Source organism: Streptomyces sp. NPDC048353 (assembly GCF_055587165.1).
This window is the reverse complement of record NZ_JBVJGU010000003.1, coordinates 1-25,724: the sequence shown is the minus strand read 5'-3', so window position 1 is coordinate 25,724 and position 25,724 is coordinate 1. Positions and strand designations below refer to the sequence as shown.

The window sequence follows — 25,724 nt, the reverse complement described above, 5'->3', positions numbered from 1 at the left end:
CTCTCCGGGTGCGTCCTCGAATTTCTGACGGAAGCGTGATCGGAACCTAGTTGAGCACCCGAGGAGTTGTCGACGCGCCGACGGACCGGCAAGAGCGCGGTGATGTCCCGCCGGCGGGACACCGAAGCCCTTCGCGCGCACCCCGTATGACCTGCCCCTCGTGGTCCGGTGGGGTCGGCCGTATCCCCTTCGCCGCACTTGTTGCCGGGCCCGGAGCGCCATTACGTTCGGCCGGAGCGAATTCGCCGTTTCGATTGTTCATTCCCCGGCCCGCCCGTACCGGCTCTACGCGCCGGCTGATTCGGTTACCGGGTGGTTCCGCGCTTCCAGTAGGAAATCTCGGAGGTCGTCGATCTTGTTGAACGCCGACACACAGCTGCCCCTGCTGGCAGCGCAGCGTGAGATCTGGTTTGCCGAACAGCGGCTGAGCGACGGCAATTCGGTGTATCAGGTCGGCGAGTACGTCGATGTGCAGGGCGAGTTCGACACGGAGATCTTCGAGCGCGCCCTGCGATCGGTCGTCGCCGACCTGGACACCGTGCACACCCGTTTCCGCCAGGACCGCGGCCGGGTCACCCAGACCATCGACCCGGACCGGCCGTGGGAGCTGCGCGCCGTCGAGCTGTCCGGTGCCGGGGATCCGCAGGCCGAGGCCGACGCGTGGATGCGACGGGAGCTCTCCCGGCCGACCGATCTCACCGACGGGCCGCTGTTCCGGTTCGCGCTGCTCCGCCTCGGACCCGAGCGGCACCTGTGGTACCAGAACTACCACCACATCGCCATGGACGCCTACGGCTCCTCCCTGGTCTCCCGCCGGGTCGCCGAGGTGTACACGGCGCTCACCGAGGGCCGCGATCCCGGCCCGAACCCGTTCGGCTCGCTGCGCGCCCTCGCCGACGAGGACACTGCGTACCGCTCCGCGCCGGAGTTCCGGCAGGACCGTGACTTCTGGCTCGGGCAGTTGGGCGGCCGGCCGGCGCGCTCCGCGCTCCTCAGCGGGTCCCGCGGTGCGGCCGCCGAGTTCCGCGGTGAGACCCACTGGCTGCCCGAGGACCGGTTCGACGCCGTGCGCGATACCGCCCGCAGCGTCCGGGTGCCCTGGCCGGTGGTCGTCACGGCCGCCGTGGCCCTGCACGTCCAGCGCCGGACCGGGGACGAGAACGTCCTCCTCGCCTTCCCGCTCTCCGCCCGCGCGAGCCAGCTCGCCCGGCAGACCCCGGCGAACCTCGCCAACGTCCTGCCGCTGCCGCTGACCGTCCGCCCGGACATGACCGTCTCCGCCCTGCTGGAGCACGTGGCCGAGCAGATGGCCTCGGCCGTGGCGCACCAGCGCTACCGCGGCGTGGACCTCCAGCGGGACCTCGGCATGGCCCACCCCACGTCCCTGCTGCCGGTCGTCAACGTCATCTCGCACCCGTACGACCTGCGGTTCGGCACGGCCCGCGGCATGATGCGCAACCTGTCCTCCGGTCTGGTGGGCAACCTGCTGTTCATGATCTGGGACCGCCAGGACGGGCAGGGCCTCCAGGTCGACGTCAACGGCCGTGCGGACCTGGGACTGGCCGACCACCGCGACGCGTTCACCGCGACGCTGGAGGCGCTCGCCGTCACCGACCCGTCCCGGCCGCTGAGCGACGTCGGCGGCCCGGCCCGTACTCCTGCGCCCACGCACCCCGCTCCCGCGACCGCGACGGCCGCCGCCCCCGGTGCGGACACCGTTCCCGAGCTGTTCGCCGCCCAGGCCGCCGCCACCCCGGACGCCCCCGCGCTCACGGCGGACGGCGCCACCTGGACGTACCGGGAACTGGACGAGCGGTCGAACCGGCTGGCCCGCGCCCTCATCGCCCGCGGCATCGGCCCGGAGGACGTCGTCGCCGTGGCCCTGCCCCGCTCCGCGGACCTCGTCCTCGCCCTCCTCGGCGTCCTCAAGTCCGGTGCCGCCTATGTCGCCGTCGACCCCGACTACCCGCCCGCCCGGATCGCCTCCATGCTCCAGGACGCGGCGCCCGGGCTGCTGATCACCTCCTCGGCCGCCGGGATCGACACCGACCGGGACCGGCTGCTCCTCGACACCCCGGAGTTCCGCGCCGACACCGACGGCCGCGACTCCGGGCCCGTCGCCGCCGACGAACGGGCGCGGCGGCTGCGGCCCGGCTGCCCCGCCTACCTGACGTACACCTCCGGGTCCACGGGCCACCCGAAGGGCGTGATCACCACCCACGAGAACGTCGTCCGCCTCTTCACCACCACCCGCGCCGCCCTCGGCTACGGCCCGGACGACGTGTGGACGCTCTTCCACTCGGCAGCCTTCGACTTCTCCGTCTGGGAGCTCTGGGGCGCCCTGCTGCACGGCGGCCGGCTGGTCGTCGTCCCCTTCGAGGTGAGCCGCGCGCCGCAGCAATTCCTGCGCCTGCTCGCCGACGAACGGGTGACCGTCCTCAGCCAGACGCCCTCGGCGTTCTACCAGCTCATGGCCGCCGACCGGGAACTGCCCGAGGTGAGCCGCCTGTTGCGGCTGCGCACCGTGGTCTTCGGCGGCGAGGCGCTCCGGCCCGCCCGCCTCGCCGACTGGCGACGCCGCCACGGCGGCACCGGACCGGCGCTGGTGAACATGTACGGCATCACCGAGACCACGGTCCACGTCACCCATGTCGAACTGGGCCCCGAGCAGGGACCCGACAGTGTGATCGGCGTCCCGCTCGCCGATCTGACGGCCCATCTGCTCGACGAATGGCTGCGGCCCGTGCCGGCCGGCGCGATCGGCGAGCTGTACGTCTCCGGACCCGGTCTGGCCCGCGGCTACGCCGGCCGCCCCGGCCTCACCGTCCAGCGGTTCGTCGCCGACCCGCACGGGCGGCCCGGCGAGCGCATGTACCGCACCGGCGACCTGGCCCGGCGCGACCCGGCCGGCCGGCTCACCTTCGTCGGCCGCGCGGACGACCAGCTGAAGGTCCGCGGTTTCCGGATCGAGCCCGGCGAGATCGAGGCGGCGCTCGCCCGGTGCCCGGGCGTGGCCCTCGCCGCGGTCGTCCTGACCGAGGAGCGGGAGGACGACGGGCGCCTGGTCGCCTTCGTCGTCGCCGAGGACGGTGCCGACCCCGCGCCGGAGGAGCTCAGAGAGGCGGTCCGAGCCCGGCTGCCCGAGTACATGGTCCCCGGCCGGATCGTCCGTACCGACGTGCTGCCGCTCACCGCCAACGGCAAGCTCGACCGCGCCGCCCTGACCCGGGCCACGGCCCCCGCGCAGACGACCGCGGACATCGCGGAGACGGTCACCGCCCCCGCGCAGACGGCCGCCGACGGGCTCTCCTCCCGGCTCGACATCATGTGCGCGCTCTTCGCGCTCGTGCTCGACGAGCCCGAGGTCGGCCCCGACGACGACTTCTTCGACCTCGGCGGCCACTCCGTGCTCGCCACCACGCTGATCACCCGCATCCGGTCGACGTTCTCCGTCGAGGTGGACCTGCGCGTCCTGTTCGACGAGCCCACCCCGCGTGCGGTGACCGCCGCCCTGGACGACGCCGGACTGGCCCGCCCGCCCCTGCGGCGGCGGGAGCGGCCCGCCGACCTCGAGGCCTCCTACGCCCAGCGCCGGATGTGGGTCCTCCAGCAGATGGACGCACCCGGCGGCGCCTACAACATCCCCTCGGTCCTGCGCATCGACGGCCCCCTGGACCCGGCCGCTCTCGGCGCCGCCCTCGGGGACGTCCTCACCCGCCACGAGAGCCTGCGCACCGTCCTCCCGTACGTCGACGGCCGCCTCCTCCAGCAGGTGCTGCCGCCCGCCGCACCCACCCTGGACGGGGCCCCCGTCACCGGGGCCGAGCTCGACGAACGCCTCACCGCCGAGGCCCGCCGCCCCTTCGACCTCGCCGTCGAACCGCCGCTGCGCGCCGCACTGTTCCGCACCGGCACCGACGCCCACGTCCTGCTGCTCGTCCTGCACCACTGCGCCTGCGACGCGCTGTCGATGCGGCTGATCACCCGCGACCTCGCACGCGCCTACGCCGCCCGCGCCGCCGGCCGGGCCCCCCGGCTCGACCCGGCACCGGTGCGCTACAGCGACTACACGCTCTGGCAGAACGAACTGCTCGCCCCGGACGGCACCGGCGCGGGACTGCTGGAGACGCAGGTGGCGTACTGGCGCGAGCAACTGGCCGGACTGCCCGAGCAGATCGAGCTGCCGACGGACCGGCCCAGGCCCGCCGTCGCCTCGTACACCGGCGACCACATCAGCGTCTCCCTCGACGCCGCACTGCACCGCCGCCTCGTTGCCCTGGGGCGGGCCTCGGGCACCAGCCTGTTCATGGTGCTGCACGCCGGCCTCGCGGCCCTGCTGTCCCGCCTCGGAGCCGGTGACGACATCGCCGTCGGCAGCCCCGTCGCGGGCCGGCTCGACCAGGCACTGGACGACGTGGTCGGCGCCTTCGTGAACACCCTCGTGCTGCGCACCGACCTGTCGGGCCGCCCGGACTTCGGCGAACTGCTCCAGCGGGTCCGCGAGACGGCGCTGGCCGCCTACGCCCACCAGGACGTGCCCTTCGAGTACCTCACGGACGTCCTGGCGCCCGAACGGTCCCTCGCCCGCCACCCCCTCTTCCAGGTGATGCTGGGCCTCCAGGACACCGCTCCGGCCGGTGAGTTCACCCTGCCCGGCCTCACCGTCTCCACCGAGCTGGGCCGCACCGGTACGGCCAAGTTCGACCTCTTCCTCAGCCTGGTGGAACGGCGCACGGCCGACGGCGCCCCGGCCGGCCTCGACGGCTACGTCGAGTACGCCTCCGATCTGTTCGAACCGGAGACCGTGCGCGCCCTCTTCGACCGGTTCGCGCGCCTGCTGGCCGAGGCCGCGGCCGGCCCCGGCCGACCCGTCGACCGGATCGACCTGCTCACGGCCGAGGAACGCGCCCGGCTGCTCGGCGCGGCGACCCCCGGCACGCCGGACCTGTCCGCGGCGACGGTCACCGGCCTCTTCGCCCGGCAGGCCGCGGCCACCCCGGCCGCGATCGCCGTATCGGCGGAGGGCCGCGACCTCACCTACGCCGACCTGGACGCGCGCGCCGACCGATGGGCCCGCGCCCTGGCCGGGCACGGAGTCCGCGCCGGGGACACGGTCGCGGTGGCGCTGCCGCGTTCACCGGAGTTCGTGGTGGCGCTGCTCGCCGTGCTGAAGGCCGGCGCCGCCTACGTACCGATCGATCCCCGCTATCCGGCCGCCCAGGTCGCGTCGATGCTCGGCGAGACCCGGCCGAGGGTTGTGCTCGTCCCGTCCGAAACCGAAACCTTCATCGGCACCGGCATCGACATCGCCACCGGCATCGGAACCGACTCCGACACAGACTTCGGCACCGGCACCGGCACCGGCACCGGTGACCGCCGGCTGCCGGACACCGTGGCGCCCCGCCTGTCGCCGGACGACCTGGACGCGGCGCCGGAGCCGGCCGTGGGGGACGTGGCATCGCCGCACCCCCTTTCCGCCGCCTACGTCATGTACACCTCCGGCTCCACGGGGCAGCCCAAGGGCATCGTGGTGACCCACCGCGACATCGCCGCCCTGGCCACCGACCCGTGCTTCGGCGAGGGTGTCTCCTCCGGCGTCCTCGTGCACTCGCCCGCCGCCTTCGACGCGTCGACCTTCGAGATCTGGGCGCCCCTGCTCCGGGGCGGCCGGCTGATCCTCGCCCCCGCGTACGACCTGGACGCCGAGGAGTACGCGGAGCTGATCACCCGTCACCGGCCGAGCGCCCTGTGGCTGACCGCCGCGCTGTTCGCCGTCGTCGCCGAGTACCGGCCCGACTGCTTCGCGGGCGTCCGCCAGGTGTGGGCGGGGGGCGAGGAGATCGCGCCGTCGACGGTCCGGCGGGTGCTGGCCGCCTGCCCGGACACCGTCGTGGTCAACGGCTACGGCCCGACGGAGACCACCACCTTCGCCACCAGCCACGCCGTGCGCGACCTCGCGCCCGAGGCCCGCTGCGTGCCCATCGGCCGCCCGCTGGCCGGCATGCGCGCCTACGTCCTGGACGCAGGTCTGCAACCGCTGCCGCCGGGCGCCACGGGCGAGCTGTACCTGGCCGGTGCCGGGGTCGCCCGCGGCTACCTCGACCGGCCCGCGCAGACCGCCGAGCGGTTCGTCGCCGACCCGTTCGGTCCGGCGGGGGAGCGCATGTACCGCACCGGTGACCTGGCCCGCCGGACCCCGGACGGCGTCCTGGAGTACCGGGGGCGCACCGACCGGCAGGTCAAGCTCCGCGGCTTCCGCGTCGAACCCGGCCAGGTCGAGGCGGTCCTCCGGGAGCATCCCGCGGTCGCCCAGGCCGTGGCCGAGGTCCGCCGCGAGGGCGGCGGCGAGGCGCGGCTGGTCGCCTACGTCGTCCCGGCGGAGGGAGGCCGGCCCACCCGGGACGCGCTGCGCGCCTTCGCCGGGCGCCGCGTGCCGCCGTACCTGGTGCCGCACGAGATCGTCGTCCTCGACGCCCTGCCGGTGACCGCGCACGGCAAGCTGGACCGCGCGGCCCTGCCCGCCGCCGTCGCCCGGCCGAGCGGACGTGCCCCGGCCGGCCGGGCCGAAGGCCTGCTGTGCACGCTCATGGCCCGGGTGCTGGGGCGCGACACGGTCGGAACGGACGACGACTTCTTCGGTCTCGGCGGCGACAGCATCTGCGCCATCCGGCTGGTGAGCGCCGCCCGTGCCGAAGGGCTCGCCTTCACCGTGCGGGACGTCTTCGCGCACCGGACCGCGGCGGAGCTGAGCCGGAGCGCCGGCACCCCCGAAGCCCCCGCGGACGGCGGACCCGGCGACTCCGGCACCGGCCCGGTCCCCGCCACCCCCATCGTCCACTGGCTGCGCGAACGCGGCGCCACCGTGCACCGCTTCGCCCAGTCCCTGCTGCTGTCCTGCCCGCCCGGACTGTCCGAGGAAGCGCTCCGGGCCGCCGTCGGAGCGGTGACCGACACCCACGACGCGCTCCGCCTGACCCTGGTCGACCAGGACGACTCCTGGGCCCTGGAGATCCGGCCGCCCGGACGGACGTCCGACACCGACCTCGTGCGCCGCGTCGACGCGACCGGCCTCGACGAGGGAACCCTCGCCGACCGGGCCCGCGCCGAGGTCACGGCCGCGGCCGACCGGCTCGACCCGTACGCCGGACGGATCGCGCGGCTCGTCTGGTTCGACCGGGGGCCGGACGAGCCCGGCCGGCTCCTCCTCGTCGTCCACCACCTGGCCGTCGACGGCGTCTCCTGGCGCATCCTCACCGACGACCTGATCTCGGCGTACACCCAGGCGGCCACCGGCAGCGCACCGGACCTGCCGCCGGTCGGCACCTCGCTGCGCCACTGGGCGCGGCGCCTCACCGCGCAGGCCACCCGACCCGAACGGCTCGCCGAACTGCCCCGGTGGATGGACCTCCTCGACGCCCCCGACCCGCTCCTGACACCGAAGCCGGCCGACCCCCGGCTCGACCTCGCCGCCGACACCGCCGACACCGTCACCACGCTCCCCGAGGACGTCGTCGGCCCCCTGCTGACGACCGTCCCGGCCGCCTACCACTGCGGCGTCGAGGACGTGCTGCTGACGGCGCTCGGACTGGCCGTGACCGCGTGGCGCCGCGACCGGGGCGACGACACGGCCGACGGCGTGCTCGTGGACGTAGAGGGCCACGGCCGCGAGGAGGTGGTCCCGGGCGCCGACGTGTCGCGGACGCTCGGCTGGTTCACCACCCTGCACCCGGTCAGGATCGACCCCGGCCGGATCTCCTGGGCCGACGTGACCTCGGGCGCACCGCGCCTGGGCGACGCCGTCAAGCGGGTCAAGGAACAGGCGGGCGAGGCTCCGGACGGCGGCATCGGCTTCGGCCTGCTGCGCCACCTCGCCCCCGGCTGCCGCGAGGTGCTCGCACGTCTCGGCACCCCGCAGATCGGCTTCAACTACCTCGGGCGGTTCGCCGCCCCGGGCGCCCCGCTGGGCGGCGAACCGGGCTGGGGCATGGCTCCCGAGGCGGTCATGGTGACGACCACCGACCCCAAGCTGCCCGTCGCCCACGGCCTGGAGGTGCACGCCGTCGTGTACGACGCCGCCGGCGGCCCCCGGTTGACGGTCACGTGGACCGGGGCGCGGCGGCTGTGGTCCGACGCCGACCTCACCGACCTCGGCGAGCGGTGGACGACGGCCCTCCGAGGCATCGTCCGGCACGCCCTCGCCCCGGACGCGGGCGGCCACAGTCCGTCCGACTTCCCGCTGGCCGGCCTGACCCAGAACGACATCGACGACGTCGAAGCCGGGTGGTGACCATGGTGAAACCGTCCCGCCTGGAGGACATCCTGCCGCTCAGCCCGATGCAGGAAGGGCTGCTGTTCCAGACCGAGTACGACCGGTCAGGCCCCGACGTGTACGCCGTGCAGCACACGATCGAGGTCGACGGCCCCCTCGACGCCTCGCTGCTGCGCGGTTGCGCCGGGGTCCTGATCGACCGGCACGCCGTCTTGCGCACCGGCTTCCGCCGGGCCCGCTCGGGCCGCTCGCTCCAGGTGGTGGCGCGGGCCGTGCCGGTGCCGTGGACCGAGACCGACCTCGGCGGACTGCCGGCCGCGCGGGCGGAGGCGGAGGACGAGCGCCTGGCGGCGGCGGACCACGCCGAGCGGTTCGACCTGTCGCGGCCGCCGCTGATCCGCTTCCACCTGATGCGCCACGGCCCGACGCGCCACCGCCTCGTCGTGACCGGCCACCACATCGTCCTCGACGGCTGGTCCACCCCGGTCCTGCTCCGCGAACTGTTCACGCTGTACGGCGACGGCGCCGACCCCCGTGGCCTGCCGCCGGTCACGCCGTACAAGGAGTACCTCGACTGGCTCGGCCGTCAGGACCGGAACGCCGCCGCGCGGGCGTGGCGGGCGGCGCTCACCGGGATCGACACGGCGACCCGGATCTCCGCGGCCGATCCCCGCGCGCCGCTGCTCCCGGACCGGCTCGTCCAGCCCGCCGACGCCCGGCTCACCGCCGCCCTGGAGGACACCGCTCGCGGCCTCGGTGTCACCCTGAACACCGTCGTGCAGGCCGCCTGGGGCCTGGTGCTGGCCCGGGCGACCGGCCGTCAGGACGTCGTCTTCGGCGCGATCGCCTCCGGCCGCCCCCCGCACCTGCCCGGGGTCGAGTCGATGGTCGGTCTGTTCATCGCGATGGTCCCGGTACGGGTGCGGTGGGCTCCGGCCGAGTCGCTGCGCGACCTCCTGACCCGGTTGCAGGCCGAGCAGGCCGAGCTCGCCGACCACCACCACCTCGGCCTGACCGGCATCCAGCGGGAGGCACCGGTCGCCGACCTCTTCGACACCGCCGTGGTGTTCGAGAACTACCCCTTCGCCGACCGGGCCGTCGACGCCGGCGGCGTCCGCTTCCGGCTGGCCCTCGGCGCGAGCCGCGACGCCACCCACTACCCGCTGACCCTGCTCGCCGCCCCGGGCGAACGCCTGTACCTGCGGCTCGACCACCGCGCCGACGCGGTCGACCGGGTGGCCGCCCAGACCCTGATGGACCGGCTGCACCAGGTGCTGGGCACCCTGGCCGACCACCCCGACCGCCCGGTCCGCGCGGTCGACGGGCTGCTCGGCCCCGAGCGGCGACTCGTCCTCGACCGGTGGAACGCGCCGGACGAGACGGAGGCGGGCGGGATGGAGGCGGGCGCCCCGGACGGCGCCGAGGAGCCGGAAGCCCTCGCGCGGCACCTCCCCGAGCTGTTCGAGCGGCAGGCCGCCGCACACCCGGACGCCGTGGCGGTGATCGGCGACGGAGAACAGCTCGCATACGCCGAGCTGAACGCCTCGGCCAACCGCCTGGCCCGGGAACTCGTCGCCCACGGCGTCGGCCCGGAGACCGTCGTCGCGCTCGTCCTGGACCGCTCGCCGGAGCTGGTGACCGCCCTGCTCGCCGTGCTCAAGGCGGGCGCCGCCTACCTGCCGGTCGACCCCGAACTCCCCGCCCGACGGCGTGAGTCCGTCCTGAGTGACGCCACCCCCCACCTGGTCCTCACCCACACCCGCCTCGCCGGCGACCTGCCCGCGAGCCTCCCGCGGCTCCACCTCGACGCCCCCGGCACCCGGACCCGCGTCGCCGGCCGGGCGCCCGGCGACCTGTCCGACGACGACCGCACCGCCCCGCTGACCGCGGATCACCCGGTCTACGTGATGTACACCTCGGGGTCCACCGGGACGCCGAAGGCCGTCGTCATGCCCGGCACGCCCCTGATGAACCTGATGCGCTGGCACCACCGCCGCATTGGGGGAGGAGTGGGCACCCGGGTCGCGCAGTTCACCGCGATCGGCTTCGACGTGTCCGCCCAGGAGATCCTGTCGGCGCTGCTCGCGGGGAAGACGCTGGTGGTGCCGGACGACGGGACGCGGCGGGACGCCGCGCGTCTGGCCGCCTGGCTCGACGCCATGGAGATCACCGAGCTGTACGCGCCGAACCTCGTCCTCGACGCGGTCGCCCAAGCCGCCCTGGAGCGGGGTTCGGACCTGCCGTGGCTGCGCCACGTGGCCCAGGCCGGTGAGGCGCTGACCCCGTCGGACGCCCTCCGCGCGTTCTTCGCCCGCGTCCCCGGCCGCCGCCTGCACAACCACTACGGGCCCACCGAGACCCATGTCGTCACCGGTACGACGCTGCCCGCCGAGCCCGCCGACTGGCCCGCCGCGCCCCCGCTCGGCCGCCCGGTCACGCACACCCGGTGCTATGTCCTCACCGCCGACCTGCGGCCGGTGCCGCCCGGCGTGCCGGGCGAGCTGTACCTCGGCGGCGCGGCCCCGGCCCGCGGCTATCTGCGCCGGCCGGGCATGACGTCCGGGCGGTTCGTCGCCGACCCCTTCGGCACGCCGGGCGCCCGCATGTACCGCACGGGTGACCTCGCCCGGTGGACCGGGAACGGCGAACTGGAGTACCTGGGCCGCGCGGACCAGCAGGTCAAGATCCGCGGCTTCCGGGTCGAGCCGGGCGAGATCGAAGCGGTCCTCGCCCGCCACCCCGGCGTCGGCGCGGTGGCCGTCGTACCCCGCTCGGACGGTGGCCACCCGCGCCTCGTCGGCTATGTCGTACCGGCCCCCGGCACGGCCGTGCCGGTCGAGGAACTGCGCCGCCTCACGCAGGACCAGCTCCCGGAGTACATGGTTCCGTCGGCGTTCGTGCTGCTGGACGCGCTGCCGCTGACCCCGAACGGCAAGCTCGACCGCGCCGCCCTGCCCGCACCCGAGCGGACAGCCGCCCTGAACCGGTCCGGGCGCACCCCGCAGGAGCAGATCGTCTGCGAGCTGTTCGCCGAGGTCATCGGGCTGCCCCGGGTCGGCGTCACCGAGAGCTTCTTCGACCTCGGCGGGCACTCGCTCACCGCCACCCGGCTCGCCGCCCGCCTGCGCCACACCTTCGGCGTCGAACTGGGCCTGCGCGACCTGTTCGAGTCGTCCACCCCCGAGGCGGTCGCCGCCCTGCTCGGCACGGCGGGCCCGGCCCGCCCCGCACTGGCGCGCCGCCCGCGCCCCGAGGTGCTGCCGCTGTCCTACGCCCAGCGCCGGCTGTGGTTCCTCCACAAGATGGAGGGGCCCAGCCCCACCTACAACATCCCGATGCAGCTGCGGCTGCGAGGGGAGCTCGACCGGACGGCCCTGGAGCAGGCGCTCGGCGACCTGGTGGCCCGGCACGAGGGCCTGCGGACCGTCTTCCCGGAGACGGGCGGCGTCCCCTGCCAGCGGATCCTGCCGCCGCACGAGGCGTCGCCCCGGCTGGTCACGACGGACGTCCACGAGGACGAACTGCCCGAGGCGCTGCGCCACGGCGCCCGCTGCGCCATCGACCTGATGACCGAACCACCGCTGCGGGCCCACCTGTTCCGCACCGGAGCGCGCGACCACGTGCTCCAGCTGGTGCTCCACCACATCGCCGCCGACGGCTGGTCGCTCGCCCCGGTCGCCACCGACCTCGCCCGCGCCTACGCCGCCCGCACCACGGGAGCGGCACCCGACGGGGACGACCTGCCGGTCCAGTACGCCGACTACACGCTCTGGCAGAACGAGATCCTCGGCGAGCATCAGGACCCCGGCAGCCTCCTCGCCCGGCAGGTCTCCCACTGGACGGGCCGGCTGGCGGGGCTGCCCGACGAGTTGGCGCTGCCCACCGACCGCCCGCGCCCCGACATCGCTACCTACCGCGGCGACTACCTGACGGTGGAGTGGGACGCCGACCTGCACCGCGCGCTGGACGCCCTGGCCCGGCGCTGCGGCGCCACCCTCTTCATGGTGCTCCAGGCGGGCCTGGCGGCCCTGCTCTCCCGGCTCGGCGCGGGCCACGACATCCCGATCGGCAGTCCGATCGCCGGCCGCGCCGACCAGGCGCTCGACGACCTCGCGGGCTTCTTCGTCAACACCCTGGTGCTGCGCACCGACACCTCCGGCGAGCCGACCTTCGAGGACCTGGTCCGCCGGGTCCGTGACACCGCCCTGGACGCCTACGCCCACCAGGACGTGCCGTTCGAGTACCTGGTGGAGGTGCTGAACCCGGCCCGCTCCCTGGGCCGCCACCCGCTGTTCCAGGTGATGTTCGCCCTCCAGAATGCGCCCGAGGCCCACTTCCGGCTGCCCGGACTCGAGGTCGAGGTGTCGTCCGGCCGGACCGGCACCGCCAAGTTCGACCTGTTCTTCTCCATGGCCGAGCACCGCGACGCCACCGGCGCGCCGTCCGGCATCGAGGGCGCCGTCGAGTACGCCACCGACCTGTACGACCCGGACACCGTGCGCGGCCTGTTCCGCCGCTGGACCCGGCTCCTCGCCCAGGTCACCGCCGACCCCTCACAGCGGCTCGGCGAGATCGACGTGCTCGACGCGGCCGAGCGGCGCACGCTGCTCCACGACCGCAACGCGACCCGCGCCGAGGGCGAACTCCCGCCGTACACCGAACTGTTCGTACGCCAGGCCGAGCGGACGCCGCACGCCGTGGCGGTCGTCGCCGACGACGCAGAACTGACCTACGGCGCACTGCACGAGCGGTCGGACCGGCTGGCCCGGGTGTTCGCCCGGCACGGCGCCGGACCGGGCCGGCTGGTCGCCGTCGCGCTGCCGCGCTCCACCGACCTGGTCGTCGCGCTGCTGGCGATCGCCAAGACGGGCGCCGCCCACGTCCCCCTCGACCCGGCCCACCCGGCCGCACGGACCGGGCTGATCCTGCGGGAGGCGCGTCCCGCGCTGGTCGTGGGCACGGAGGCGACGCTGGCGGAGCTGCCCGACGAGGGCGGCTCCTCGCTGGCCCTCGACGATCCCCTGGTGCGGGCCGCCGTCGCCGAGGCACCCGGCGGGGCCCCGGACGCACGGCCCGGCCCCCGGGACGCGGCGTACGTCATCTTCACCTCCGGGTCCACCGGCCGCCCCAAGGGCGTCGTCGTGGAGCACGGCGCGCTGACCAACCTCCTGCTCGGCATGGGCGACCTGGTGCCGACGGGCCCCGAGGACGCGCTGCTCGCGGTGACGACGATCGCCTTCGACATCGCCGCCCTGGAGATCTTCCTGCCGCTGACCCGCGGCGCACGGGTGGTGCTCGCGACCGAGGCCACGGTCGCCCGGCCCGCCGCCCTCGTCGAGCTGATCCGGCGGACCGGGGTGACCGTCGTCCAGGCGACCCCGTCCTGGTGGCAGATGATCGCCTCGCACGACCTCGACGCCCTGCGCGGACTGCGCATGCTGGTCGGCGGCGAGGCGCTGCCGGCTCCGCTGGCCGCCCGCCTGCGCGAGACCGGCCGTGAGGTGCTCAACGTCTACGGCCCGACCGAGACGACGATCTGGTCCACCGCCGCCGCCCTGTCCGGCCGCACCGACACCGTCATCGGCCGCCCGATCCGCAACACCCGCGTCTACGTGCTGGACGCGTCGCTGCGCCCGGTGCCCCCGGGCACCCTCGGCGAGCTGTACCTCGCCGGCGACGGACTGGCCCGCGGCTATCTCGGCAGGCCGTCCCTGACCGCCGGACGCTTCACCGCGGACCCCTACGGCCCCGCCGGAACCCGCATGTACCGCACCGGCGACCTGGTCCGCTGGACCGCCGACGGCCACCTGGACTTCGCCGGCCGGGTCGACCACCAGGTCAAGCTCCGCGGCTTCCGCATCGAGCTCGGCGAGGTCGAGTCCGCGCTCGCCGCCCACCCGGAGGTCGCCGAGGCGGCGGCGATCGTCCGCGAGGACCGGCCGGGCGACCGGCGCCTGGTGGCCTACGTCGTGCCGGACGCCGGCGGCGCCTCGCCGCACACCGGCCGCGACCGCGAACGCGACCAGCTCGACGCCTGGCGGGACCTCTACGACACGGTCTACGCCACCTCCGAGCCGGTGCCCTTCGGCGAGGACTTCGCCAGCTGGAACAGCAGCTACGACGGCCGGCCGCTGCCGCTCGACGAGATGCGCGAGTGGCGCGACCGCACGGTGGAACGGATCCGCGAACTCCGGCCCCGGCGCGTGCTGGAGATCGGCGTCGGCACCGGCCTGCTGCTGTCCCGGCTCGCCGCCGACTGCGAGGCCTACTGGGGCACGGACATCTCCCCGTCGGTGATCGAGACCCTGCGGGGCCATGTCGCCGCCGACCCGGAACTCGCCGCACGCGTCCGCCTGCTGACGCGGCCCGCCCACGACGTCGAGGACCTCCCCGAGGAGCACTTCGACGTCGTCGTCCTCAACTCGGTGATCCAGTACTTCCCGCACGCCGACTACCTCGAACGGGTGATCAGCGGTGCCCTGCGGCTGCTCGCCCCGGGCGGCGCCGTCTTCCTCGGGGACGTACGCGACCTGCGCCTGCAGCGCACCTTCGTCACGGGCGTGCAGGCCGCCCGCGGGCGCACCGGCGACCATCCCGACGAACTGCGGCGGGCGGTCGAGCACGCTGTGATCATGGAGAAGGAACTCCTGGTCGACCCCGACTTCTTCACCGCGCTCCAGCAGCGGCTGCCCGCCCTGACGGCCCACACCGTCCAGGTCAAGCGGGGCCGCGAGCACAACGAGATGACCCGCTACCGCTACGACGTCGTCCTGCGCAAGCGAGGCGCCACGGTCCACCGGATCACCGAGACCGCCGAGGCGCCCTGGCCCGCCGACGGCACGGCCGGACTGGCCGCGCTGCTCGCCGGCGTACACCCGGCCGCCCTGCGCGTCACCGGCATCCCGAACGGCCGGGTCGCCGCCGAGGCGGCCCTCGCGCGGGCCGTGCGGGCCGGCCTCCGGCTGCCCGCCGCACCAACCGGCGACGGCGCCGAACCGGAGGACCTGTACGACCTGGCGGCAGCCCACGGCTACCGGGTGTGGGTCACCTGGTCGGCGCCCGACCCGAACGCCCTGGAGGCCGTCTTCGCCGACCCCGCGGCCCTCCCGGCCGCGCACCCGGACTCCGGACCGCCGGCCGGCCTCTACCGGCCGACCGTGTCCCCGTCCTCCCGGGCCGACCTGTCGTCGTTCACCAACAACCCGCTGACCGCACGCGACACCGGTGCGCTCATCGCCCGGCTGCGCGAACACCTGCGTGATCGCCTCCCCGACTACATGGTGCCGTCGGCGTTCGTCCCGCTGAACGCCCTCCCGCTGACCCCCCACCGCAAGCTGGACCGCACGGCGCTGCCCGCGCCGGACGTCGTCGTCAGCGGTTCCTCCCGGGAGGCGCGCACCCCGCAGGAGCACATCGTGTGCGACCTGTTCGCCCAGGTCCTCGGCCTCGCGCGGGTCGGGGTGCACGACGGCTTCTTCGACCTCGGCGGCCACTCCCTGCTCGCCACCCGGCTCATCGCCCGGCTGCGCGCCATGTTCGGCGTCGAACTGCCGCTGCGGACGCTGTTCGAGGCCTCCACCCCGGCCGGGGTGGCCGCCCGGCTCGACGAGGGCGGCGCGGCCCGCCCGGCCCTCGAACGCCGCCCGCGCCCGGACGTGCTGCCCCTGTCGTACGCCCAGCGCCGCCTGTGGTTCCTCCACCAGATGGAAGGCCTGGGCGGGATGTACAACATCCCCCTCGGCCTCAGGCTGACCGGGACACTGGACCGCCAGGCCCTCCAGGCCGCGCTGGCCGACGTCGTCGCCCGCCACGAGAGCCTGCGCACGGTCTTCCCGGACGACGGGGGAGTACCCCGTCAGGTGATCCTGGCCCCCGAGTCGGCGAAGCTGGTCCTGCACGAGCGGCCGGTGAACGAGCAGGAGCTGCCGGCCACTCTGGAGCACGCCGCGCGCTACCTGTTCGACCTCGCGACGGAGCCCCCGGTCCGCGCCGAACTCTTCCGCCTGGCCCCCGACGACCACGTCCTGCTGCTGGTGGTGCACCACATCGCCGGGGACGGCTGGTCCCTCCGCCCCCTCGCCGGCGACCTGGCCCGCGCCTACGCCGCCCGGACCGCCGGCGCGGAACCCGACTGGGCGCGGCTGCCGGTCCAGTACGCCGACTACACGCTGTGGCAGAACGAGCTGCTCGGCGACCAGGACGACGCCGAGAGCCTCCTCGCCCGCCAGCTCGCCTACTGGACACGCCAGCTGACCGGCGCCCCCTCGGCGCTGGAGCTGCCCACCGACCGTCCCAGGCCGCCGGTGGCCTCCTACCGGGGCGACCACGTCCCCGTACGGATCCCGGCCGCACTCCACGAGCGGCTGTCCGACCTGGCCCGGCAGACCGGCGCGACCCTGTTCATGGTGCTCCAGGCGGGCCTGTCCGCCCTGCTGCACCGACTCGGCGCGGGCACCGACATCGTCACCGGCAGCCCGATCGCCGGACGCACCGACCAGACCCTGGACGAGCTGATCGGGTTCTTCGTCAACACGCTGGTGCTGCGCACCGACCTGTCCGACGACCCCACCTTCGAGGAGCTGGTGGCCAGGGTCCGCGACACCGCCCTGGCCGCGTACGCGCACCAGGACGTGCCGTTCGAATACCTGGTGGAGAAGCTGAACCCGCCGCGCTCGCTGGGCCGGCACCCGTTCTTCGGCGTGATGTTCGCCCTCCAGAACGCCTCCGAGGGCGCCTTCCGACTACCCGGCCTGAACGTGGAGATCGCCCCAGGACGCACCGGCACCGCCAAGTTCGACCTGTTCTTCAGCCTCGCCGAGCAGCGCGACGCGCAGGGCGCCGCCGACGGGATCGCCGGTGTCGTCGAATTCGCGAGCGACCTCTACGACGCCGCGACCGTACGCGACCTGTTCGCCCGCTGGGTGCGGCTCCTGGAGTCGGCGGTGGCCGGGCCGGGCAGGCCGGTCGGCGGGCTGGACCTGCTGGCCGCGCACGAACGCCAGGAGATGCTCGCCGCCGCCTCCGGGCCCGCCCTGCCGACCCGCTCGGCCGGCCTGGCCGAGCTCTTCGCGGCCCAGGTCGCGGCCACCCCGGACGCCGTCGCGGTGGCCGACGACGACTGCGCCCTCACCTACGCCGAACTCGACGCCTGGTCCGCCCGGCTCGCCGCCACCCTGGCCGAACGCGGCGTCGCCCGCGGCGGCGCGGTCGCCCTGCTCATGCAGCGCTCACCCGCCCTGGTCGCCGCCGTCCTCGCGGTGCTGCGCGCCGGCGCGGCCTACGTCCCGCTCGACTCCCGCTATCCCGCCTCCCGGCAGCGACTCGTCCTGGCGGAGACCGGCAGCCTGCTGCTGGTGACGGACCCCGCCTCCCGCGAGGGCCTGGACGACTTCGGGACCCCGCTGCTCGTGCTCGACCCCCGGCCGGACCGCGGCACGCCGCCCGCGGCCGCCCCGGTACGGACCGAGGGCGACGACGCGGCGTACATCATGTACACCTCCGGATCGACGGGCCGCCCGAAGGGCGTGGTCGTCACCCACCGCAACATCGCCGACTTCGTCGCCGACCCCTGCTGGCACGGCGGCGCGCAGCGCCGGGTGCTCCTGCACTCGCCGCTCGCCTTCGACCTGTCGACGTACGAACTGTGGGCGCCGCTGCTCACCGGCGGCCGCATCGAGCTGGCGCCGCCCGGCGAACTCGACGCCCACACCCTCGCCGACGTCATCACACGGCGGGGGATCACCTCGCTGTGGCTGACCAGCTCCCTGTTCAACCTGATGGCCGACCTCGAACCGGGCTGCTTCGCCGACGTGGAGCAGGTGTGGGCCGGCGGCGAGCCTGTCTCCGTCCCCGCCGTCCGGCGCCTGCTGGAGGCCCATCCCCGGCTGCTGGTGGTCGACGGCTACGGCCCCACCGAGGCGACCACCTTCGCCAGCTACCATCCGGTGCCCGCCGCGGAGGCGCCCGCGCTCGGCACGTCGGTGCCCATCGGACGGCCGATGGCGAACATGGGCACCTACGTCCTCGACGCGGCGCTGCGGCCCGTCCCCCCGGGAGTGGTCGGCGAGCTGTACCTGGCCGGCACGGGCATCGCCCGCGGCTACCTCGGGCGCGCCGCGCTGTCCGCCGAACGGTTCGTCGCCTGCCCCTTCGGGCCGCCCGGCCTGCGCATGTACCGCACCGGCGACCTCGCCCGGTGGACCTCCGGCCACCTCCTGGAGTACGCCGGCCGCGTCGACCAGCAGGTCAAGCTCCGCGGTTTCCGCATCGAGCCCGGTGAGGTCGAGGCCGTCCTGCTCGACCACCCCGGTGTCACGCGGGCCGCGGCGGTGCTGCGCCGCGACCTCGCCGAGGAGGCGCAGCTGGTCGCCTACGTCGTACCCGGCACCGCCGCACGGGACCGGCAGGCGGAGGCCGAACAGGTCGGCGAGTGGCTCCAGGTCCACGATTCCCTGTACGGAGCCGAGCGGGACGAGCCGGACACGCCGCTCGGTGAGGACTTCACCGGCTGGGTCAGCAGCTATGACGGGCAGCCCATCGCCGGCCACGCCATGCGCGAGTGGCGCGAGCGCACCGTCGAGCGCATCCGCGAGCTGAAGCCCGCCCGGGTCCTGGAGATCGGGGTCGGCACCGGTCTGCTGCTCACCCGCCTCGCCCCCGACGTCCGGGAGTACGTGGCCACCGACTTCTCGCCGACGGTCGTGGAGACGCTGCGGCGCCGGGTGGCGGCCGATCCCGCCCTGGCCGGCCGCGTCCACCTGCGGACCCAGGCCGCGCACGAACTCGCCGGCCTGCCCGAGGAGCACTTCGACACGGTGATCGTCAACTCGGTGGTGCAGTACTTCCCGAACGCCGACTACCTGACCGACGTCCTCGCCACCGCCCTGCGGCTGCTCGCCCCCGGCGGCTCCGTCTTCGTCGGCGACGTGCGCAACCTGCGCCTGCTGGACGCCTTCACCACCGGGGTCCAGGCCGCCCGGACGGGCACCCACGACCTGGCCGCACTGCGCGACGCCGTCACCCAGACCATCCGGCTGGAGAACGAACTCCTCGTCGACCCCGCCTACTTCACGGCCCTGCGGGACCGCCTGCCGGACCTGGACGCTGTGTCCGTACGTCTCAAGCGCGGCCGGCACGACACCGAACTGACCCGCTTCCGCTACGACGTGGTCCTGCGCAAGCGGGGCGAAGGAGCCGGCTCGGCCCTCGCCCCGGAGACCGTGGAGTGGACGGCGTCGGCGGGGCGGTCCGCGGTGGCCGACCGGCTCGCGTCCGCCAGGCCCGCCGCCCTGGTCGTCAAGGACGTACCCAACCCCCGGGTCGCCGCCGACGTGGCCCTCGCGGGCGCGTTGCGCACCGGTGAACCGTCCCCCGTTCCCGACGCCGACGCCGACGTCGACGACTGGTACGAACTGGGGGAGCGGCTGTCGTACCGGGTCGCCGTCACCTGGTCGGACACCGCACGGGACCGGGTCGACGTGGTCTTCGCCGATGCCGACGCCCTGCCCGGCGCCCCGGACCCGCTCCCCGCCGTCCTCGCCTCCGCGCCGGCCGTGCCCGGCGCACCGGAGCCCGCGGCGCGGTACACCAACGACCCGACCGCGGCCCGCGGCGACGCCGCCCTGGTCACGTCCCTGCGCGAGTTCGCGCGGGAGCGGCTGCCCGCCTTCATGGTGCCGTCCCTGTTCGTCCCCCTGGAGGCGCTGCCGCTGACCCCGAACGGGAAGCTCGACCGGGCCGCCCTGCCCCGGCACGACCCGCGCGTCGCCGCCGCCGCCCGCGCCCCGCGCACCCCGCACGAGCAGGTGGTGTGCGAACTCTTCGCCGAACTCCTCGGCGTCCCCTCGGTCGGGCTCGACGACAACTTCTTCGACCTCGGCGGCCATTCCCTGCTCGCCACCCGGCTCATCGCCCGGATCACGTCCGCCTTCGGCGTGGACGTCGGCCTGCGCGCCCTGTTCGAGTCGCCGACCCCGTCCGGCATCGCCGCCCGACTGGACCTGGACGACGCCGACAGCGGCTACGACGTGATCCTGCCGCTGCGCGCGACAGGCAACGAACCGCCCCTCTTCTGCGTGCACCCCGGCGGCGGCATCGGCTGGTCGTACACCGGCCTGATCCGCCATCTCGACCCCGACGTGCCCGTCTACGCGGTGCAGGCCCGGGGCCTGGCCCGGCCCGAGGACGCACTCCCCGCCGACATGGAGCAGATGGCCGCCGACTACGCGGACCACCTGGAGGCCACCTTCCCCGAGGGGCCGTACCGCGTCCTCGGCTGGTCGTTCGGCGGACTCGCCGCGCACGCCCTCGCCACCGAACTGCAGCGGCGCGGGCGGACGGTGCAGGCGCTGGCCGTCATCGACGTCCACCCCGGCTGGCTGGGTCTCACCCACGACGACGTGCCACCGCTCGACGACCGGAACATGCGCCCCCACCTGGAGTACCTGATGCGGCTGGTCGGTCTCGAACCGGATTTGTTCGACGCGGAGGTGTTCGTCTTCGACGAGGTCATGAAACTGCTGCGCGAACGCGGCAGCGCCCTCGGCGCCCTGGACGAGGACAGGCTGCGCTCGATCACCGCCATCTCCGCCAACAACAACCACCTGATGATCGACTACCGGCCCGCCGTCTTCGACGGGGACATCCTGCTCCTCGCCGCCACCGACCAGCAGAAGCCCGAGGCCACCGCCGCCGCCTGGCAGCCGTACCTCACCGGAGAGGTCCGCACCCACGTCGTCCCCGGCGACCACGGCACCCTCCTCTCCCGCCCCGGCTCGCTCACCGAGGTCGGCGCCCTTCTCTCCGCGGCCCTGCGCGGGACGGACGTCTCATGAGCGCGCCCGCCTCCCTGACCGGGGCCCGGCTGGACCGCGCGTACTCGCCGAGCCACCTGGTGCCCAGCCTGCGGCACTATCTCGACGAGTACGCCGAACTCAGCACGCGGGCCCGCAGCGCCCCCGGCGTACGCACCGGGCTGCGCTACGGCCCGGGCTCCGCCGAGAGGCTCGACCTCTGGACCGCGCGACCGGCGCCCGCCCCGGTCCAGATCTTCGTCCACGGCGGCAACTGGCAGGCACTCACCGAGCGCAGCTCGGCGTTCGCGGCGCTCGCCTTCCGCCGTGCCGGCGCCGCGTTCGCCGCCGTCGGCTACGGGCTCGCCCCGGCGACCCCGCTGGACGAGATCGTCGCCTCCGTACGCCGCTGCGTCCGCTGGATCCACGAGAACGCCGACGACCTCGGCGTCGACCGGGACCGGATGCATCTCAGCGGCACCTCGGCCGGCGCCCACCTCGCCGCGATGGCCCTCGTCCCGGCCGGGCCGGGGGAACCCGCGGCGGCCGGGCTGCTCGCCGGCGCCACCCTGCTCAGCGGGATCTACGACCTCGAACCGGTCAGCCGCTCCTACGTCAACGAGGCGTTGCGACTCGACGCCGACGCGGTCCGTCGCAACAGCCCGCCCGACCTGCTGCCGGACGACCTGCCCCCGGTGGTCCTGGCCCGCGGCGGCGTCGAGACCGAGGAGTACGTGCGCCAGCACGCCCTGATGGCCGAGGCACTGCACCGCCGCGGCGCGCTCGCGGAGAACGTCGTGGCGGCGCGTCGCAACCACTTCGACCTGCCGTACGACCTCGCCGACCGGTCGACACCGCTCGGCCGCGCCGTCCTGGCGCAGATGCGGCTCCCCCACGACCAGCCCGCCCCTACCTCGGAGGAGACCGGATGACGACCGAGGTCCCCGCCTCGCGGCTGAGCCGCTTCGACGGCTCCCGCGAAGAGGCCGAACGGTACGACCGGTCCGACCCGCTCGGCTTCCTGCGCGACCGGTTCGTGCACACCGAACCCGACCTGCTCTACCTGGACGGCAACTCCCTCGGCAGGCTGCCCGTCGACACCCCCGGCTTCGTCGCCGACGTGATCCGGGACGGCTGGGGCCGCGGCCTGATCCGCTCCTGGAACGACTGGATCGACTGGAACAGGCGGATCGGCGACCGGCTCGCCGAGCACGTCCTCGGCGCCCGGCCCGGCGAGGTGGTGCTCTCCGACTCGACCACCGTCAACCTGTACAAGCTCGCCTGGGCCGCGCTCGACCACGCCCCCGGCCGGCGCGCCCTCGTGGTGGACGCCGACGACTTCCCCACCAACCGGTACGTCGTCCAGGGCCTGGCCCGCGAACGCGGTCTCGACCTGCGCCTCCTGCGCTCGGACCCGGACCGGGGCCTGGACCCGGAGCGGCTGCGGGCCGTACTCGACGACCAGGTGGCGCTGGTCGTCCTGTCCCACGTGGCCTACCGCAGCGGGGCGCTGGCCGACATGGCCGCGGTCGGCGCCCTGGCCCGCGAGGCCGGGGCACTGGTGCTCTGGGACCTGTCCCACGCCGCCGGTGCGGTCCCGGTACGGCTCACCGAGGACGGCGCGGACCTCGCCGTCGGCTGCACCTACAAGTACCTCAACGGCGGCCCCGGCTCGCCCGCCTTCCTCTATGTGCGCCGCTCGCTCCAGCGGCGGCTGCGGCAGCCGGTCCAGGGCTGGTTCGGGCAGCGCGACCAGTTCGCCATGGCGGCCGACTTCGACCCCGTCGACACGGTCGACCGGTTCCTGACGGGCACCCCGGCGATGCTCTCCACCGCCGCGCTCGTGCCCGCGCTCGACCTGGTCGAGGAGGCGGGGGTCGACCGGCTGCGGACCAAGGGGCGGCTGCTCGGCGAACTGGCCGTCGACCTCGCGACCCGCTGGCTCGTACCGCTCGGCTTCCTGCTGGCATCACCCGAGGACCCGGACCGGCGCGGCTCGCACATCACCCTGCGGCACCCCGAGGCCTGGCGGATCTGCCGGGCCCTGGCCCAGGACGCGGACGTCGTCTGCGACTACCGGGAACCCGATCGGCTGCGCATCGGACCGTCCCCCGCCTACACCCGCTTCGTCGACGTGTGGGACGCCCTGGACCGCACGAGGCGCCTGGTGGAGAGCGGCCGGCACACCCGGCTGCCGCGGGAGAAGGAACGAATCACCTGACGCCGCGTCCCCCGTGCGTGTGCGTGAGCACGGAGGCCACCCCCCCTCACGCACCGCGCCATCGACCGACACCGCGTCATCGGGAGCAAACGGCTGTGAGTACCCATCAGGTCACCATGCTCTTCCTCGCCCTGGCCGCGATCACACTCCTGGCCTTCGCCGCGGGCGCCCTGGCCCGGCGGCTACGGCAGCCTCCCGTCATCGGCGAAGTCCTCCTCGGGGTGCTGCTGGGCCCGACGCTGCTGAACGGCGCCGTCTCCGACGCGCTGTTCCCCGAGGACATCCGGCCCTCCCTCGCCGCCCTCGCCAACATCGGTGTGGCCCTGTTCATGTTCACCGTCGGCGCCGAGCTGGACGCGGGCCTCATGCGCGGGCGACGGTTCGTGGCGGGCTCCGTCGCCGTCGGCTCCATCATCCTGCCGTTCCTGCTCGGTGCGCTGCTCGCCCTGTACCTCTTCGCCCGCCACCCGACCGACGACCGGACGGGGTTCGTGCTGTTCATGGGGGCGGCGATGTCGGTGACGGCGTTCCCGGTGCTTGCCCGGATCCTCACCGACCGCGGCATGCAGCGCACCTGGCTGGGCATGGTCGCGCTGGCCTGCGCGGCGATCGACGACGTCCTGGCGTGGACCCTGCTGGCGGTCGTGGTGGCGATGAGCGGGGCGGGCACCGGCTCCCAGTGGCTCCTGCTGCTGTTCGTGCCGTACGTCGTGCTGATGCTCACCGTCGTGCGGCCCGCGCTGCACCGCCTCCTGGAGCACCGGTGGCTCACCGGCCCCGGCAACCCGGCCGCCATGGTCCTCACCCTCGGCGGCCTGCTGCTGTCGGCCGCCTTCACCGAGTGGATCGGCCTGCACTTCATCTTCGGCGCCTTCGTCTTCGGCACGGTCATGCCGCGGCGCACCACGCGCGGCGAGCCGTCGGACGTCACCGGCCAGGTGCGGGAGCGCCTCTCCTCCCTCAACGACTTCCTGCTGCTGCCGATGTTCTTCGTCGTCGCCGGCCTCAAGGTGGACCTGTCCGGCATGACCGGCACGGACCTGATGGAGCTGGGCCTCATCCTGGCCACCGCGGTGGGCGGCAAGTTCGTCGGCGCCTTCGTCGCGGCCCGCGCCACCGGAATGCAGAACCGTCCGGCGACCGCGCTCGCCGTACTGATCAACACACGGGGCCTGACGGAACTGATCATCCTCACGGTCGGTCTGCAACTCGGGGCCCTCGACGCCGAGCTGTACTCCGTCATGGTCGTGATGGCCCTCGTCACCACGGCGATGACCGGCCCCCTGCTCCAACTGCTGTACCCCGTCCGCCCGGCGCCCCCCGGCACCGGGCCGGCTGTCCCGCCGGCGGGACGGACAGGTGAGGACAAGAGCCCTTCCTCACCGGCCCGGCGCCGGATAATGTGAATTCCGAGAATGCGCCGGTCAGGGAATGACCGGCGCCCTGCGAACACCACTTCCAGCGCTTCGGAATTCCGCGAGAGAAAACGCATGTGCCCGCCGCCCTACTGAGGGAGCAGAGAATGTCCAATCCTTTCGACGACCCCGATGGAACGTTCCTCGTGCTCGTCAACGAGGAAGGCCAGCATTCGTTGTGGCCGGCCTTCGCCGAGGTGCCGGCGGGCTGGCTCGTGGCCCTCCCGGAAACCGACCGGCAAGCGTGCCTTGACTACGTCGAGGAGAACTGGACCGATATGCGCCCGCTCAGCCTCGTACGTCAGATGGGAGACGCGTGATGGGTGACACCGTGGAGCGGTTCCTGCTGACCGAGGACGATCTCGAGGAGTCGTTCTTCGGGGAGGAACCCAGCGTCGCGTACGACCCCGTCTTCGTCTCCGGTGACGAGTCCGGCCGGGTCCTGATCGGCCTGATCAACACGCTCACGCACGGCTCCCACCCGGAAGCGGTCGACCACACCGCCGGGCTCTACACCAACGTCGCCGGCTCGGTGGTCTTCCACCACGTCGCCCGGTTCCGCGGCGACGCCGCCCGGCGCATCCTCCGGCAGTTCGTGGAAGCCCTGGACAAGTGCGACAGCTATCGCATGCGGTTGAACGACGGCATGGAGTTCGACGTCACCAAGGCAGCCGTCGAGCCGCTCGACGGCAGCGCCGACGACGGCGTCGTCACCCGATGGGTGACGACCTCCGACGGCTATCGGATCGAGGGCTCCTGGGCCGTCGCCGTCAGCGGCGACATCCTCTCGTTCGTCAACGTGCGCCTTCCCGACCCGGCCGGGATCCACCGGCTGGCCCGTACCGCCCTGGAGCGCATCGCGACCGGCGTCGCCTCCGGCTGAACCGGCGCACCACACGAGGCGGGGGGGGCCCGCCCGGGGCCCCCCCCCCGGGCCATGCGCCCAAGGCGGGCGGGCCCCAAGCCGGCGAGCCCGTCGCCCCGGCCCCCCCCCCGGCGGTGGCCCCCCCGACCCGGGGCACCGGCTC

7 protein-coding genes are annotated in these 25,724 nt (G+C 74.4%); all 7 read left to right on the top strand.

What is annotated here, in order from left to right; genetic code table 11:
- The first annotated feature begins 358 nt into the window (after positions 1-358).
- The 7 genes from ACZ6RC_RS10625 (at position 359) to ACZ6RC_RS10595 (ending at position 25,579) form a co-directional block, all read left to right on the top strand.
- Positions 359-8,287, top strand: coding sequence for an amino acid adenylation domain-containing protein (locus ACZ6RC_RS10625; RefSeq protein ID WP_469580887.1), 7,929 nt, complete (start codon positions 359-361; stop codon positions 8,285-8,287).
- A 2-nt stretch (positions 8,288-8,289) separates the two neighbouring features.
- Positions 8,290-21,102 carry an amino acid adenylation domain-containing protein gene (locus tag ACZ6RC_RS10620; protein ID WP_469580884.1) on the top strand — a complete coding sequence of 4,271 codons (12,813 nt, stop codon included), beginning with the start codon at positions 8,290-8,292 and terminating at the stop codon, positions 21,100-21,102.
- Complete coding sequence (locus tag ACZ6RC_RS10615) at positions 21,099-21,992, top strand: alpha/beta hydrolase (protein WP_469580881.1); 894 nt, start codon at positions 21,099-21,101, stop codon at positions 21,990-21,992. The genes ACZ6RC_RS10620 and ACZ6RC_RS10615 overlap by 4 nt, the downstream gene beginning before the upstream one ends.
- Positions 21,989-23,281, top strand: a complete 1,293-nt coding sequence (gene kynU / locus ACZ6RC_RS10610) for a kynureninase (protein WP_469580879.1) — start codon at positions 21,989-21,991, stop codon at positions 23,279-23,281. The genes ACZ6RC_RS10615 and kynU overlap by 4 nt, the downstream gene beginning before the upstream one ends.
- A gap of 95 nt (positions 23,282-23,376) precedes the next feature.
- Positions 23,377-24,687: a cation:proton antiporter gene (locus ACZ6RC_RS10605; protein WP_469580877.1), complete on the top strand. Its 1,311-nt coding sequence runs from the start codon at positions 23,377-23,379 to the stop codon at positions 24,685-24,687.
- 116 nt (positions 24,688-24,803) lie between these two features.
- Positions 24,804-25,016, top strand: a complete 213-nt coding sequence (locus ACZ6RC_RS10600) for an MbtH family protein (RefSeq protein ID WP_391134031.1) — start codon at positions 24,804-24,806, stop codon at positions 25,014-25,016.
- Positions 25,016-25,579, top strand: coding sequence for a hypothetical protein (locus ACZ6RC_RS10595; protein WP_453610651.1), 564 nt, complete (start codon positions 25,016-25,018; stop codon positions 25,577-25,579). The genes ACZ6RC_RS10600 and ACZ6RC_RS10595 overlap by 1 nt, the downstream gene beginning before the upstream one ends.
- The last annotated feature ends 145 nt before the right edge of the window (positions 25,580-25,724 follow it).